Source organism: Rhizobium sp. Leaf371 (assembly GCF_001424045.1).
GTDB lineage: Bacteria > Pseudomonadota > Alphaproteobacteria > Rhizobiales > Rhizobiaceae > Ferranicluibacter.
The window spans coordinates 52,511-66,141 of record NZ_LMQB01000028.1 but is presented as its reverse complement, the minus strand read 5'-3'; the positions used below and the strand labels follow the sequence as shown (position 1 = coordinate 66,141).

The window sequence follows — 13,631 nt, the reverse complement described above, 5'->3', positions numbered from 1 at the left end:
GGCCCGTCAAAGCGACATCTCGCTGAACGGGCAGACATCGTCTTCGAAGGGAACGTGCCTCCGGCGAAACTGTTTGCCTTCCACGATTTCGGGCAGGCTGATCCTATCCATACGGAAGTGTCGGAAGTCGTCCCGGGTGGCATCCCAGGCCACCAGATACCAAAGGGGCGGAAGGATAAGCATGGCCTGTGGCTCGACCTTGCGAATGGTCTCCACGCCCTGGGCGTCACGATAGCGAAACCGCAGGAACAACCTCTGGAGAAACGTCGTCTCGAAGGCCGGCAGCAGTTCGGATTCGATCGAGCCCAGGTTTGACACGTCCTGCATGGGCGACAAGTGCCCGACATAGAGACAGTCGAGAAGCCGGCGCAAATCGCGCACCTTGTCGGCGGGCAATGCCATTTCGATCTTCGCCAGTCCCTTGTCGGCAAGATCGGAAAAGGGAAGAGACCGGGCCGCACGCATCGACGCGACACTGACGATGAGCGCGAACACTTCCGTCACGGAGAGGCGAGCCGTGCTCCGCAGCGCTTCGGGATCGAGCTGAACGCCGCCGCCCGGCCCGGATTCGGAATGGATGACGAAACCCTGATCGCGCAAAGCGCTGATGTCGCGCAGTACAGTGCGTCTCGAAGCGCCGATCTCTCCGGCCAACTGGCTGATCGTGGCGGTTCCGTTACGTCGAAGAATGCGCACGATCGCGTCATGTCTGAGGCGGATGTTCATGGGGTAGCCGTAGCATATTCGGTGACAAAATTTGGCACCGATTTGCTTTAGGGGGTCATGGCAACCCAACAAGGAGCCTGTTCATGACATCCCAAGCCCCCACCGTTAGTGCGACGCCCCTTGCCGCACTGCCGATCATCGTCAATCCGTCCCACCTCAACGACCCGACACCGAACGGATACAGCACGGCGGTCATTACGCCTGTCGCGGGCCGTCTGGCGTTCATTTCCGGCCAAGGCGGACAGGATCGGACGGGCGCGCTGTCGTCCGATTTTGGGGAACAGGTGAAGCAGGCTTATGCAAACCTCGCCGCCGTGATGGACGCGCTCGGCGCTCGCCTGGAACAGGTCGTCAAGCTCACCGTTTTCGTCGTTGACCACGATATGTCGAAACTCGGCGTGCTGACCGAGAGTGTGACGCGGATGTTCGGTGCAAAGCTGCCGGCACAAACCCTGGTTCCGGTGCCGAAGCTCGCCATTGACCCCATGATGTTCGAGGTTGAGGCTGTCGTTCTTTTGGATTGAGCGCTTGCTAAAGACACTCTCCTGTCGATTTCGACGGGGTGAGCCGCCAGTCATGGTCGCTGTTCCGGGGAAGTCCGAACGATCGAGGAACCCCGTGCAGCGGCCATCCCTCAATCCTTCCGGGCTGGCCTTGAGGAGAACCAGGCCACCAATTCGGTCGAATTTTTCATGCCGGTCGCCTTCAGCATTCGTGCTCGGTGAGATTCGACCGTCCGCCGGGAAAGGTTCGTCTCCAGCGCGATGCTGGCATTGGTCTTGCCCTGGGCGATCATCGTCAAGATCTGCTTCTGACGCCCTGTGAGCATTTCGAGTTCCGCCGCGACCGGGCGTTCCATGGTTTGGAAGCAATAGATCGCGTCCGCGAAGGGATCGCCGGCATTGGCGCTTCGACCGTTGACGCGACACCAGAATTGCAGGCCATGCGACCCCGCCATGATCCGCTCGTCATAATAGGTTTTCCCGCCGCCTAGCTGAGACTGCCATAATTTTCCCGTGCGGATGAAGTCGGTGATCTGCGGATAAAGCCGTGAAAAGCTTTGGCCAACGAGCTCGTCGGTGGCGTAGCCGAAAAGCTCCGCGAAAGCGGAATTGCAATCCCGAATGATCCGGTAGGTCGCATGCACCAGGGGAACCGGCATATCGTCGAGCAGGAACATCCGGGATGCCTTCCAATTCTCACATATGCAGTAAAAATACGGCTCACATCTGCTTAACGCCGCCGATACGATGGCGTCAACGATTGACCGGCGCGTGGGAGGGGCAGGAATGAAGAAAAAGATCTACGAGGGTGCGGTCGCCAGTCTTGCGGGCCTTCTACGCGACGACATGACCATCATGAGCGGAGGCTTCGGCCTCTGTGGCATTCCGGAAGCTTTGATCGAAGCCGTTCAGCTTTCCGGCGTCACCGGACTGACCGTGATCTCGAACAATGCAGGCGTCGACGGGGTCGGCCTCGGCAAGTTGCTCGCCACGCGCCAGATCCGGAAAATGATCTCCTCCTATGTCGGGGAAAACAAGCTGTTCGCCGAGCAGTATCTCTCCGGGCAGTTGGAGCTTGAATTCACGCCGCAAGGGACGCTGGCCGAACGGATCCGCGCCGGCGGCGCCGGCATCCCCGCCTTCTTCACGAAGACCGGCGTCGGCACCATCATTGCCGAGGGCAAGGAGGAGGCTGAGTTCAATGGTGAGACCTTCATCATGGAGCGCGGCCTGTTTGCGGACCTTGCGCTGGTTCACGCCTACAAGGGCGACCCGGAAGGAAATCTGGTTTTCCGCAAGACGGCGCGGAACTTCAATCCCGTGATGGCGACGGCCGCCAAGGTAACGGTCGCGGAAGTCGAGCATCTCGTCTCCGCCGGCGACATCGATCCCGATACGATCCACACCCCGGGCATCTACGTCTCCCGCATCGTCGAGGTGCCCAATCCGATCAAGCATATCGAACAACGAACCGTCCGCAAAGCCGGCGCCATGGAAGGAAACCGATAATGGCATGGACACGCGAGCAGATGGCAGCCCGCGCGGCGCAGGAGTTGCGGGACGGATATTACGTGAACCTGGGGATCGGCATACCGACGCTTGTGGCGAACTTCATTGCCAAGGATATCTCGGTCCAGCTGCAAAGTGAGAACGGCATGCTCGGCATGGGCCCGTTTCCGCTGGAAGGCGAGGAAGATGCCGACCTGATCAATGCCGGAAAGCAGACGATCACGGAGCTTTCAAGCAGCAGCTATTTCTCGAGCGCCGAAAGCTTCGCGATGATCCGTGGGGGCCATATCGACCTGTCGATCCTCGGCGCGATGGAAGTCGCCCAGAATGGCGATCTGGCCAACTGGATGATCCCAGGCAAGATGGCCAAAGGCATGGGCGGCGCCATGGACCTGGTCAGCGGCGTCAACAAGGTCGTGGTCCTGATGGAGCACACCGCCAAAGGCGAACCGAAGCTTCGACGCGAATGCACCTTGCCGCTCACCGGGCGGCGGGTCGTCGACATGGTCATTACCGACCTCGGCGTCTTTACCTTGCAACGGCGCGGCGATGCGAGGATGACATTGATCGAGCTGGCAGACGGGGTGACCGTCTCCGATATCGAAAATGCGACGGAAGCCGCCTTCGACGTCGGACTGAGCTGAACCGGCCGTTCCCCACCGATCGGCCAATGTGCCATCGGTGGGCCGCTGACCGGATCCGTCTGTCACTTGAACCACGCACCCGAGCGCACCGCGACGAGAATGGTCAGCCCATAAACGACCAGCGCCAAGGCAATGGCATAGAACAAGCCATTGAGCGATCCGGTCCACCGCAAGGCGATCCATCCGCCACCGAGTGCTATGGCGATGCGGAGGAAGCCGCTTGCCAGCGGCCAGAACAGTCGCCCGGCGCCCTGTGACGCGAAGTACAGCGACAGGCCGAGACCAAAGAAGCCGTAGCTCGGCCCGACAATCCGCAGATAGGCGCTGCCCGTCTCGATCATTTCGGGATCGGCGCTGAAGAGGCTGAGCCAGTGTTCCGGCCAGATCGCTGCCGCCAGCCCGATAGCCTCCGTCAGAACGAATGCCAGCGCACCTCCCGTCAATGCGATCTGCAAGGCCCGTTGACGCTGCCCGGCACCGATATTCGTGCCGACCAAGGCGACCAGCGGTGCGCCTATTCCGAAGATCAGCGGGATCAGCAGATATTCGAGACGCGCTCCGGTCCCGAAACCGGCGACGGCGCTCACGGCGGTGAAGGAGGCGACCAGCGCGGTGGCCCCGCCGATGGTGACATTGGTCTGGATCGACGTGATGGCCGACATCGCCCCGACGCGCAGGATGCTCGTCATGCTGTCCCGCCGGAGTCGATCCCAGCGGAAACGCACCGCGCAGCGTCCGGCGAAAATGTACCAGGCCATCGCGATCGTGCCGCCAAGGTAGAAGATCAGCAGAGCCGCGCCACCGCCGGCAATTCCCATGGCCGGGATGGGGCCGAAGCCAAAGATCAGCAGGGGTGAGATCGGCACGAGGAAAACGATCCCAACGCAAATGACGATCGCCGGGTAGAGCATGTTTCCCGTGCCGCGAATAACGCTTGCGAGCCCGTTCATGAGCCAGATGAAGACGTTTCCGGCGAAGACGACGTTCGAATAGATCAGCGCCGCTTCGAGTTCGGCGCCTTCTCCGCCCAGCATGCGGTAGATCGGCTCGCCGAACGCCAGGAAGATCGCGGAGAAAACAAGCCCCAGAAGGATGTTGATCACGATCGCATGCAGGACAAGCGTATCCGCCTCTGCCCTCTGCCCGCCACCAAGCGCTCGCGCGACCGCTGAGGAAATCCCTCCCCCCATGGCCCCGGCGGAGATCATGGTCATCAACATGACCGGCGGAAAGACCAGCGCCATGCCGGCCAGCGCATCCGTGCCGAGTTTCGCCACCCACCAGGTCTCGATAAGTCCGGTCGAGGCTTGAGCCACCATGATCACGATATTCGGCCAGGCCATGCTGAGGAGCAGCGGGAGGACCGGAGCATTGAGGATACGGGAGGTCCGCGCTTCGGCCAGAGACGTTTTGGGTGGTGTCATGGGGTGGGTCATAGCCCGTCCTCGTACCGGCTGCGGATTCGCTCATTTGCCGCAGGGCCCGGCCTGTTGCGGAAGGCAGGATCGAGCACCGGGCGTCCGCTGATCGCGTCGATCACGATAGGCCGTGCCTCCAGTCCCGTCTCCGCATTGACGAGCGCGACGCTCTTGCCCTCCGGCGCGAAGTGCGTGTTGCCCCACGCCTGCAGCATCACGAGGACCTGACGAAAATCCCGGCCGCACTCTGTCAACAGGTAGGCGTTGCGGGCAGGCCGCTCGCTGTAGCGGCGCTTTTCCAGCAACCCGCTTTCGACGAGCGCCTTTAACCGTGCCGCCAGGATGTTGGGTGCGATGCCAAGGCTCTCCTCGAACTCGTCGAAGCGGCTGAGGCCGTTGAAGGCATCGCGGAGAATGAGGATCGTCCATTGATCGCCGACGCGCGCAAGGCTGCGCGCAATCGGGCACTGCATTTCGCCAAAACGTGTTCGGTCCATGTTCCGCGCTCCCGTGATGAACAATCATCACGGAGTAACTTGCAATTTGCAAGTTATAAGTCGCGAATGTTTCGGATCCGGGCAGATCCGAAGATGAGGAAGGTTATGCGCATTGCTCGGTTAGCGACTGAAATGGACGCGCGCACACGCGACCGATGTTCGATGGCGCCCCGCTCTGCCTGCGGGAACGGTCAGGCGGCAGGCACTGAAGCGTCTACTGCCGCACGACGATGCGCGCACCTTCCGGCACACGATCGTAAAGATCGATGATATCCTGATTGATGAAGCGCACGCAGCCGGAGGATTGCGCCTTGCCGATCGAGCGCCAGTCCGGATTGCCATGCAGCCGGTAGAGCGTGTCCTGACCGTTCTGGAAGATGTAGAGCGCGCGGGCGCCGAGCGGATTGTTGATCCCCGGCTCCTGCCCCCCATTGGCGATCGAGTAACGGGCAAGCTTTGGCTGGCGCGCGACCATCTCGTCGGGCGGCGTCCAGCGCGGCCATTTCTTGCGCCACTGGATGACCCCCTCGCCCTGCCAGGCGAATCCATCCTTGCCGATGCTGACGCCATAGCGCATTGCGGTTCCACCCTTCTCGACCAGATAGAGATAGCGGGCTTTCGTATCGACGACGACGGTACCGGGCGCTTCGCCGGTGGGATCGATGACGCGCTGGCGATAGAATCGCTGCGGAATATTCTTATATGGGATAGCCGGCAGACTAAAGCCTTCGTCGGTGCGGGCCGCGTAGATGACGGCGGGATCGGGTTGCTCGCCATCGTAAGTCTTCGGTGCGATGACGTTGACGACGGGCTCCAGAAACGAGCCAATGCTCTGTGTGGAGCAGCCCGTCAGGAGCGTCGCGGAGGCGACGCCCGCGCATCCGAGAAAGCGTCGGCGCGATAGCGAAACGGTGGTCGTCATCTCAAGGCCTTGGGGGTTGGACAGGCGCTTGGCGCCTCTGTCTGAGGGTTTGTTGTTTGAAGGGGACGCGCAAATGGCCGGGCTCGGAAAGCTCGACCATCGACGTCATGTCAAGGCAGAGATGTCGGGACCGTCAGCCGGCAAACAGCGTCAGCTCGGGCGGCACGATGGCAAGATCGCCACGACGGCGGGCGATGGCATAGGTCAGGGCGCCGCGGACGGCTTCCGCGCTGACAGGCTTTTTCAGAACGCCCATCGTGCCGGAAACGCCGGTGCCCAGCATGTCCGGATCCGACGTGGTGAAGATAACCGTGACGTCGTGATCCTGCGCCAGGATACGGCCGATTTCCGGACCGCTCGGCCCGTCGGCAAGGTTGACATCGACGAATGCGATGGCCGCGAGACCACCGATCCGCAACGCATGCTTCTTGCGGCTGGCAAAGCCAACGACGCCGGCATTGAGGCCTGCCGCAGAAACGGCATCTTCCAGGTCGAGCGCCAGCAAGAGATGATCTTCGATGATCACGACGGGATAGTCGATGATCGGACGGCTCTGCCACCGGCGGACTGTGTTCTCGGTCATGACGCTATACCCATTCGACGTTGAGACTGCAGCTGAAATGGGCGAGCAAAGCTTTTGTTCCAATTTTATTTGAATTGTCTCAAAATCCAGATTATTAACAAAGTATTAATGGAGAAGAGCGAGGTTTTTTACTTTGTCGATTTGATGGCCGCCGCGCCCTTCGGCGGTTGATTGGCCGTGGAAGAGGGGCGATTGAAGGTTGCCGCCCGAGAAAAAGCCCGGCATATGTAGCCGTCTAGCGACGGTCGAGGAGGATCGTCGCGCTGATATCGCGGAGCGGCACACCTTGCTTCGCCACAACCGGGAGGACGTTCATGTTCAAGACATTCCTGAAGGCATCGACCCTGAAGGCGACCGTCGCCGCACTTGCTTTGTCGGCTACCGGGCCGTTGGCCGCATCAGCGGCGACCGACCTGCAGTGGTGGCACGCGATGACCGGCGCCAACAATGAGGTCGTCAACCAGCTCGCCAAGGAATTCAACGAGAGCCAGAGCGAATACACCATCACGCCGGTGTTCAAGGGCACGTATCCGGAAACGCTGAACGCCGGCATCGCCGCCTTCCGCTCCAAGCAGCCGCCGGCGATCATTCAGGTCTTCGACGCCGGCAGCGGCGTGATGATGGGTGCCGAAGGCGCGATCATGCCGGCCGCCGAGGTGCTGCAGAAGGGTGGCTTCACTTTCGACAAGTCGCAATATCTTGCCGGCATCGCGGCCTATTATTCGAAGCCCGACGGCACCATGCTGTCTTTCCCCTACAACTCGTCCTCGCCGATCCTCTATTACAACAAGGATCTCTTCGCAAAGGCCGGCCTCGACGCCGAAGCGCCGCCAAAGACCTGGCCCGACGTCTTCGCGGCTGCCAAGAAGATCAAGTCGAGCGGTGCCGCATCCTGCGGTTTCACCTCGACCTGGCTCACCTGGATCCAGACCGAGAACCTGGCCGCCTGGAACAATGTCGCCTATGGCACCAATGAGAACGGTCTGGGCGGCACCGACGTCAAGCTCGAGTTCAATGCGCCACTCTTCGTCGAGCACTTCCAGGCGATTGCGGATCTGGCAAAGGACGGCACCTTCCGATATGGCGGCCGGACCTCGGAGGCCAAGCAGCTCTTCATGTCGGGCGAATGCGCGATCCTGACGGAATCCTCCGGCGGTCTCGGCGATATCGTCAAGTCGGGCGTGAAATACGGCATCGGCCAGTTGCCCTATTACGAAGGCCACGGACCGCAGAACACGATCCCGGGCGGCGCGAGCCTCTGGGTCTTCGGCGGCAAGAGCGACACGGAATATGCCGGCATCGCCCAGTTCTTCAACTTCCTGTCGCAGACCAAGATCCAGGCCCAGCTGCACCAGGTTTCCGGCTACATGCCGGTTACCAATGCGGCCTATGAGGAGACCAAGAAGTCCGGCTTCTACGACAAGAACCCGGGCCGCGAGACGCCGATCCTGCAGATGATGGGCAAGGCGCCGACCGAGAACTCCAAGGGCGTGCGTCTCGTCAACCTTCCGCAGGTTCGCGACATCATGAACGAAGAGTTCGAAGCGATGCTTGCCGGCAAGCAGGATGCGAAGGCTGCTCTCGACAAGGCCGTCGAGCGCGGCAACGCGGCCATCGCGGAAGCCAACGGCAACTGATCCGCACCTGACCGTCTCGCCGGCCCCCGCTTACAAGGGTCGGCGAGACGTCTGCCTGTCGTCCCGAGGAGCTCCCGGTGCACAACGTCGCCTTTCCCAACAAGATACTGCCCTACCTGCTGGTCGCCCCGCAGATCATCCTCACGGTGATCTTCTTCTTCTGGCCCGCAAGCCAGGCGCTCTATCAGTCCGTGATGCGCGAGGACCCGTTCGGCCTGAAAAGCGGCTTCGTCGGCCTTGCCAATTTCCGTTCCGTGCTGTCGGATCCGAACTATATCCACGCGCTGCAGGTGACCGTGGTCTTCAGCATTCTCACCGCTCTCGTCTCCATGGGCGTGGCGCTGTTGCTGGCGACCGCCGCGGACAAGGTGGTGCGCGGGCAGACCTTCTATCGCACGCTGCTGATCTGGCCTTATGCCGTGGCGCCGGCCGTCGCCGGCATGCTCTGGCTCTTCATGTTCAACCCGGCCATGGGCACGTTTGCCTATCTCTTGCGCCGAAACGGTTTTGGATGGGACCCCTTGCTGAACGGCGATCAGGCCATGGGGCTCGTCGTGGTCGCGGCCGCCTGGAAGCAGATCAGCTACAATTTCCTGTTCTTCGTCGCCGGGCTGCAAGCCATTCCGAAATCGCTGATCGAGGCGGCATCCATCGACGGTGCCCGTGGCGCACGGCGGTTCTGGACCATCGTCTTTCCGCTGCTGGCGCCGACCACCTTCTTCCTGCTGGTCGTCAACACGGTCTACGCCTTCTTCGACACGTTCGGCATCATCCATTCCGTCACCGGCGGCGGACCGGCAAAAGCCACGGAAACGCTGGTCTACAAGGTCTACAATGACGGCTTCGTCAACTTGAACCTCGGCTCTTCGGCGGCGCAGTCCGTCATCCTCATGGTCATCGTCATCGCGCTGACGGCGTTCCAGTTCCGCTTCGTCGAAAAGCGGGTGCATTATGGTTGAGGCCCCGAGATGATCGAAAAACGCCCCATTGCCAACTTCGTCAGCCATGTCATCCTGATCCTCGGGATCATCGTCGTCGCCTTCCCGATCTATTATACGTTCATCGCCTCCACGGCGACGTCGGAGGCGATCATCCGCCCGCCGATGTCGCTGCTGCCGGGCGGCCATTTCGTCGAGAACTACACCGAGGCGATGACCGGCGGCGTCGAGCGCGTCGTCGGCGTCAGCCTCGAACGGCTGCTGTTCAACTCCTTCGTGGTCGCCGTGGCGATCGCGGTCGGCAAGATCGTCATCTCGTTCCTGTCGGCCTTCGCCATCGTCTTCTTCCGCTTTCCCTTCCGCATGGCCTTCTTCTGGATGATCTTCGTCACGCTGATGCTGCCGGTCGAGGTTCGCATCCTGCCGACCTACAAGGTGATCGTCGATCTCGGGTTGATCGATACCTATGCGGGGCTGACCCTGCCCCTGATGGCCTCGGCAACCGCGACGTTCCTCTTCCGTCAGTTCTTCCTGACCATACCCGGAGAGCTCGTGGAAGCCGCGCGCATCGACAATGCCGGACCGTTCCGCTTCATGCGGGATATCCTGCTGCCGCTGTCGAGCACCAATATCGCGGCTCTGTTCGTGATCCTGTTCATCTATGGCTGGACGCAGTATCTCTGGCCGCTGCTCGTGACCAATGATGCGAAGATGAACACGGTCATCATCGGGCTGCGGCGCATGGTGGATTTCACCGATGCCTCGACGCCGTGGAACTATGTGATGGTCACGGCGATCCTTGCGATCATCCCCCCCATTCTCGTCGTGGTGCTCATGCAGCGCTGGTTCGTCAAAGGTCTCGTGGAGACGGAAAAATAATGGCCAATATCGTCCTCAACGACGTCCGCAAGAAATATGGCAATGTCGATGCCATCAAGGGCATTTCGCTCGATATCGCCGACGGCGAGTTCCTCGTGCTCGTCGGCCCGTCCGGCTGCGGAAAATCGACGCTGCTGCGCATGATCGCGGGCCTCGAGAGCATTACCGGCGGCGAGATCTCGATCGGCGGGCGTGTCGTCAACACGCTGGAACCTTCCGAGCGGGACATCGCCATGGTGTTCCAGAACTATGCGCTCTATCCGCACATGACGGTGCGCCAGAACCTCGCCTATGGCTTGAAGAACCGCAACACGCCGCAGGCCGAAATCGATCGTCGGATATCCGATGCGGCCAAGGCGCTGGAAATCGAGCCCTTTCTGGAGCGCAAGCCCCGTCAGCTCTCCGGCGGCCAGCGCCAGCGCGTGGCCATGGGCCGCGCGATCGTGCGCGAACCCGCTGCCTTCCTGTTCGACGAGCCGCTGTCGAACCTCGATGCCAAACTCCGTGTGCAGATGCGCGTCGAGATCAAGCGGCTGCAGAAATCGCTGAAGACGACGAGCGTGTATGTGACGCACGACCAGATGGAGGCGATGACGCTCGCCGACCGGCTCGTGGTGCTGAACGGCGGCGTGATCGAGCAGGTGGGAACGCCGATCGAGCTTTACGAAAAACCGGCGACCACCTTCGTCGCCACCTTCATCGGGTCGCCCTCCATGAACCTGCTGCCCGGCCTCTCGAGCCCGGCCTGGAGCCTGGGCTCGAACGTCGCGCTGCCAGCGGGAAGCGCGACGCTCGGTATCCGTCCGGAGGACCTGCATCTGTCGGAGGCAGGCACCGCGAATGACGCGTTCCACGCGGATGTGAAGGTTGCGGCCGTCGAACTGGTCGGCGCGGAAAGCTATGTTCACGGACATCTGACGGACGGCCAGCCGATCATCTTCCGCGTCGCCGGCCGGTCCCGCATTCTGATGGACGATATCGTGCCGGTTGCTGCCAGCCGGCAGGCGCTGCATGTGTTCGACGCGATCGGCCGGCGCAAGGACGGCTGAGCCGCGGTTCAGCCGATCCGGGAAAACGCGGCGAGAACGGTTCGCTCCGACTGGGTGAGGTAGACCTCCAGCATGCCGGCAGCCTCCTGCGTCCGTCCGGCTTCCAGATGGTCGAGGATCGCAGCGTTGAGATCGACATAGGGCGCGTGGAGCAGTTCGGGATCGGCGAGCAGGCCGAAGCTCAGGCGAAGCTCGGCGGCGATCTGGGCATAGAACGCGTTGAGCCGCTGGCTATCGGCCAGTTCGACGATGCCGGTGTGGAAGATCATGTTCTGGCTGCCGACCAGTCCCCATTGCTTCTCATCGCGCGCGATTCGTGCCGCCTCGACCGCGCCGCGCATGCGGGCGACCGCCGGATGGTGCGGATAGGCCTTGGCCAGAGCCTGACACTCGATCATCCTCCGGACACGGTAGATATCGATGATCGAGGCCATGCTGGGCGTAGCGACGAACATGCCGCGATTGGGCTCGTGGCGCAGAAGCCCTTCCTTGGTCAACAACCGGAAGGCCTCCCGCAGCGAGTTTCGCGACACGGCGAAATCCGCGCTGAGCGCCGCCTCCGACAGGCGTTGTCCCGGCTTCAGCTCGCCGGCGATCAACCTGCCCCGTATTTTTTCCGCAAGCCGTGGTGCCAGCGCCGATATCGTGTCCTGCTCTGCCATCGAAAATGCGGTCCCCCGGGCGCCCATCCTCTACGGCGCACTTTGGCCGCAGCGATATCGCGGATCCCATCGGAGGGAAACCTCTCCATGACCTTTACAAGGCGCCTTCGCTTCGATTTCGGCGACACGCCATCCAGGTCGCGGAGCCGAGCGGCAGACGACGGGTAACGGAGCGCCTAAAAGATGCGCTTCGACCGTCGTTTCCTGCTCGTTCGCTTGGCACGCTGCCGCGGGAATGAACAGTTTAAGTGAACGAAACAACAAAATCGTTGAACGATATTGACAGGATTGTGAAACGGAGAGACCTTGCTTTTATAACAGCCGCTCGACCCCACGCTCAGGGGGCGAAGTGGTCAACAAAGAGGGTAACAATGGCCGACACATCAGCATCTCCATCCGCGCCGTCCCAAGGCAGTCCCGTGCCCGGAGGCATGTCCGCGAAAACCCGCCGTGCCGCTCTCATCGCCGCCATCTTCCTGATGGCGACATCGGCCATCGGCCCCGGCTTCATCACGCAGACCGCGACCTTCACCACCAAGCTCGGCTCGGCCTTCGCCTTCGCCATCCTCGCCTCGATCGTGATCGACTTCGTCGTCCAGCTAAACATCTGGCGGATCGTCACCCTGACGAAAATGCGCGCGTCGGACATCGCCAATGCGGCCATCCCCGGCACCGGCTATCTTCTCGCCGTCCTCGTCATCGTCGGCGGGCTGTTCTTCAATGTCGGCAATATCGGCGGTGCAGGCCTCGGCCTGAACGCGATGCTCGGATTGGATCCGAAATGGGGCGGCGCCATCAGCGCGTTGATCGCCATCGCCATCTTCCTGTCCAAGAAGGCCGGCGTTGCGATCGACCGCCTCATCGTCGTTGCCGGCATTCTCATGATCGTGCTGACGCTCTATGTTGCGATCGTCTCGGGCCCGCCGGTCGGAGATGCACTGTTCCAGACCTTCCTGCCGAGCACGATCGATTTCGCGACCATCACCACCATCGTCGGCGGAACGGTCGGCGGCTACATCACCTATTCCGGCGCGCATCGCCTGCTGGACAAGGGTACGGTCGGCGTCGAAAATCTCGGTGCGGTCAATCGCGCGGCCCTGACCGGCATCGCCGTCACCGGCCTGATGCGCTACGTGCTGTTCCTCGCGATCCTCGGCGTGGTCGCGAGCGGCACCGTCATCGACATCTCCGGCAAGGGCGCAAATCCGGCGGCACAGGCGTTCCAGGCCGCGGCGGGCGACGTCGGCTACCGCATCTTCGGTGCCGTTCTCTGGTTCGCCGCCATCACCTCGGTCATCGGGGCGGCCTACACGTCGGTGTCGTTCATCACCGTCTTCAAGCAGGACATCACCGAACGCGCCCGCAATATCGCGACCGTCATCTTCATCGGCGTCTCGTTGATCGCCTATGTGCTCATCACGACCCCGCCCGCACAGATGCTGGTGTTCGTCGGCGGCCTCAACGGTCTCATCCTGCCCATCGGCCTGTCGATCTTCATCTACGCCGCCTGGGCGCGGTCGGACCTCATGGGCGGCTACCGCTATCCGCGCTGGCTCCTTGTGCTGGGCGTGCTCGCCTGCGCGCTCACATGGTACATGGGCTACAAGTCGATCGGCCCGATCTTCGCGCTGCTGACCGCGTAAGCCCGTGACTTTTCCGGGCGA

15 protein-coding genes are annotated in these 13,631 nt (G+C 61.8%); 8 read left to right on the top strand and 7 right to left on the bottom strand.

The window, feature by feature from the left end; translation table 11 throughout:
* Nucleotides 1-6 precede the first annotated feature (6 nt).
* Nucleotides 7-795, bottom strand: coding sequence for a WYL domain-containing protein (locus ASG39_RS20405; protein WP_244481282.1), 789 nt, complete (start codon nucleotides 793-795; stop codon nucleotides 7-9).
* Between the two features lie 14 nt (nucleotides 796-809).
* On the opposite strand from ASG39_RS20405, the gene ASG39_RS20400 reads away from it, so the two are divergent.
* Nucleotides 810-1,250 carry a RidA family protein gene (locus tag ASG39_RS20400; protein WP_062596799.1) on the top strand — a complete coding sequence of 147 codons (441 nt, stop codon included), beginning with the start codon at nucleotides 810-812 and terminating at the stop codon, nucleotides 1,248-1,250.
* 110 nt (nucleotides 1,251-1,360) lie between these two features.
* On the opposite strand, the gene ASG39_RS20395 is transcribed toward ASG39_RS20400, so the two are convergent.
* Nucleotides 1,361-1,906 carry a helix-turn-helix transcriptional regulator gene (locus ASG39_RS20395; protein WP_062596798.1) on the bottom strand — a complete coding sequence of 182 codons (546 nt, stop codon included), beginning with the start codon at nucleotides 1,904-1,906 and terminating at the stop codon, nucleotides 1,361-1,363.
* 109 nt (nucleotides 1,907-2,015) lie between these two features.
* Here ASG39_RS20395 and ASG39_RS20390 point away from each other — a divergent pair, with 109 nt between their 5' ends.
* Nucleotides 2,016-2,738: a CoA transferase subunit A gene (locus ASG39_RS20390; protein ID WP_062596797.1), complete on the top strand. Its 723-nt coding sequence runs from the start codon at nucleotides 2,016-2,018 to the stop codon at nucleotides 2,736-2,738.
* Complete coding sequence (locus ASG39_RS20385; RefSeq protein ID WP_062596796.1) at nucleotides 2,738-3,382, top strand: 3-oxoacid CoA-transferase subunit B; 645 nt, start codon at nucleotides 2,738-2,740, stop codon at nucleotides 3,380-3,382. Before ASG39_RS20390 ends, ASG39_RS20385 begins: the two co-directional genes overlap by 1 nt.
* 62 nt (nucleotides 3,383-3,444) lie before the next feature.
* Here the strand turns inward: ASG39_RS20385 and ASG39_RS20380 are convergent, their stop codons facing one another.
* The 4 genes from ASG39_RS20380 to ASG39_RS20365 form a co-directional block, all read right to left on the bottom strand.
* The gene (locus tag ASG39_RS20380) at nucleotides 3,445-4,806 is read right to left on the bottom strand and encodes an MATE family efflux transporter (RefSeq protein WP_062597042.1); all 1,362 of its coding nucleotides are present in this window, start codon (nucleotides 4,804-4,806) and stop codon (nucleotides 3,445-3,447) included.
* Nucleotides 4,807-4,814: 8 nt separating this feature from the next.
* Entirely contained in the window at nucleotides 4,815-5,297 is a 483-nt protein-coding gene (locus tag ASG39_RS20375) for a helix-turn-helix domain-containing protein (protein ID WP_062596795.1), read from the bottom strand.
* Between the two features lie 214 nt (nucleotides 5,298-5,511).
* Entirely contained in the window at nucleotides 5,512-6,219 is a 708-nt protein-coding gene (locus ASG39_RS20370; protein ID WP_062596794.1) for a L,D-transpeptidase, read from the bottom strand.
* Nucleotides 6,220-6,352: 133 nt separating this feature from the next.
* Nucleotides 6,353-6,802: a response regulator gene (locus tag ASG39_RS20365; protein ID WP_062596793.1), complete on the bottom strand. Its 450-nt coding sequence runs from the start codon at nucleotides 6,800-6,802 to the stop codon at nucleotides 6,353-6,355.
* A 314-nt stretch (nucleotides 6,803-7,116) separates the two neighbouring features.
* Between ASG39_RS20365 and ugpB the strand changes: the two genes are divergently transcribed.
* The 4 genes from ugpB (at nucleotide 7,117) to ASG39_RS20345 (ending at nucleotide 11,305) form a co-directional block, all read left to right on the top strand.
* Nucleotides 7,117-8,439, top strand: a complete 1,323-nt coding sequence (gene ugpB, locus ASG39_RS20360) for a sn-glycerol-3-phosphate ABC transporter substrate-binding protein UgpB (protein ID WP_062596792.1) — start codon at nucleotides 7,117-7,119, stop codon at nucleotides 8,437-8,439.
* 77 nt (nucleotides 8,440-8,516) lie between these two features.
* Nucleotides 8,517-9,398 carry a sn-glycerol-3-phosphate ABC transporter permease UgpA gene (gene ugpA / locus ASG39_RS20355; RefSeq protein WP_062596791.1) on the top strand — a complete coding sequence of 294 codons (882 nt, stop codon included), beginning with the start codon at nucleotides 8,517-8,519 and terminating at the stop codon, nucleotides 9,396-9,398.
* Between the two features lie 9 nt (nucleotides 9,399-9,407).
* Nucleotides 9,408-10,256 carry a sn-glycerol-3-phosphate ABC transporter permease UgpE gene (gene ugpE, locus ASG39_RS20350; protein ID WP_062596790.1) on the top strand — a complete coding sequence of 283 codons (849 nt, stop codon included), beginning with the start codon at nucleotides 9,408-9,410 and terminating at the stop codon, nucleotides 10,254-10,256.
* Entirely contained in the window at nucleotides 10,256-11,305 is a 1,050-nt protein-coding gene (locus tag ASG39_RS20345) for a sn-glycerol-3-phosphate import ATP-binding protein UgpC (RefSeq protein WP_062596789.1), read from the top strand. The genes ugpE and ASG39_RS20345 overlap by 1 nt, the downstream gene beginning before the upstream one ends.
* Nucleotides 11,306-11,313: 8 nt before the next feature.
* On the opposite strand, the gene ASG39_RS20340 is transcribed toward ASG39_RS20345, so the two are convergent.
* Complete coding sequence (locus ASG39_RS20340) at nucleotides 11,314-11,967, bottom strand: GntR family transcriptional regulator (protein WP_062596788.1); 654 nt, start codon at nucleotides 11,965-11,967, stop codon at nucleotides 11,314-11,316.
* Nucleotides 11,968-12,398: 431 nt separating this feature from the next.
* On the opposite strand from ASG39_RS20340, the gene ASG39_RS20335 reads away from it, so the two are divergent.
* The gene (locus ASG39_RS20335) at nucleotides 12,399-13,610 is read left to right on the top strand and encodes an NRAMP family divalent metal transporter (protein WP_062596787.1); all 1,212 of its coding nucleotides are present in this window, start codon (nucleotides 12,399-12,401) and stop codon (nucleotides 13,608-13,610) included.
* The last annotated feature ends 21 nt before the right edge of the window (nucleotides 13,611-13,631 follow it).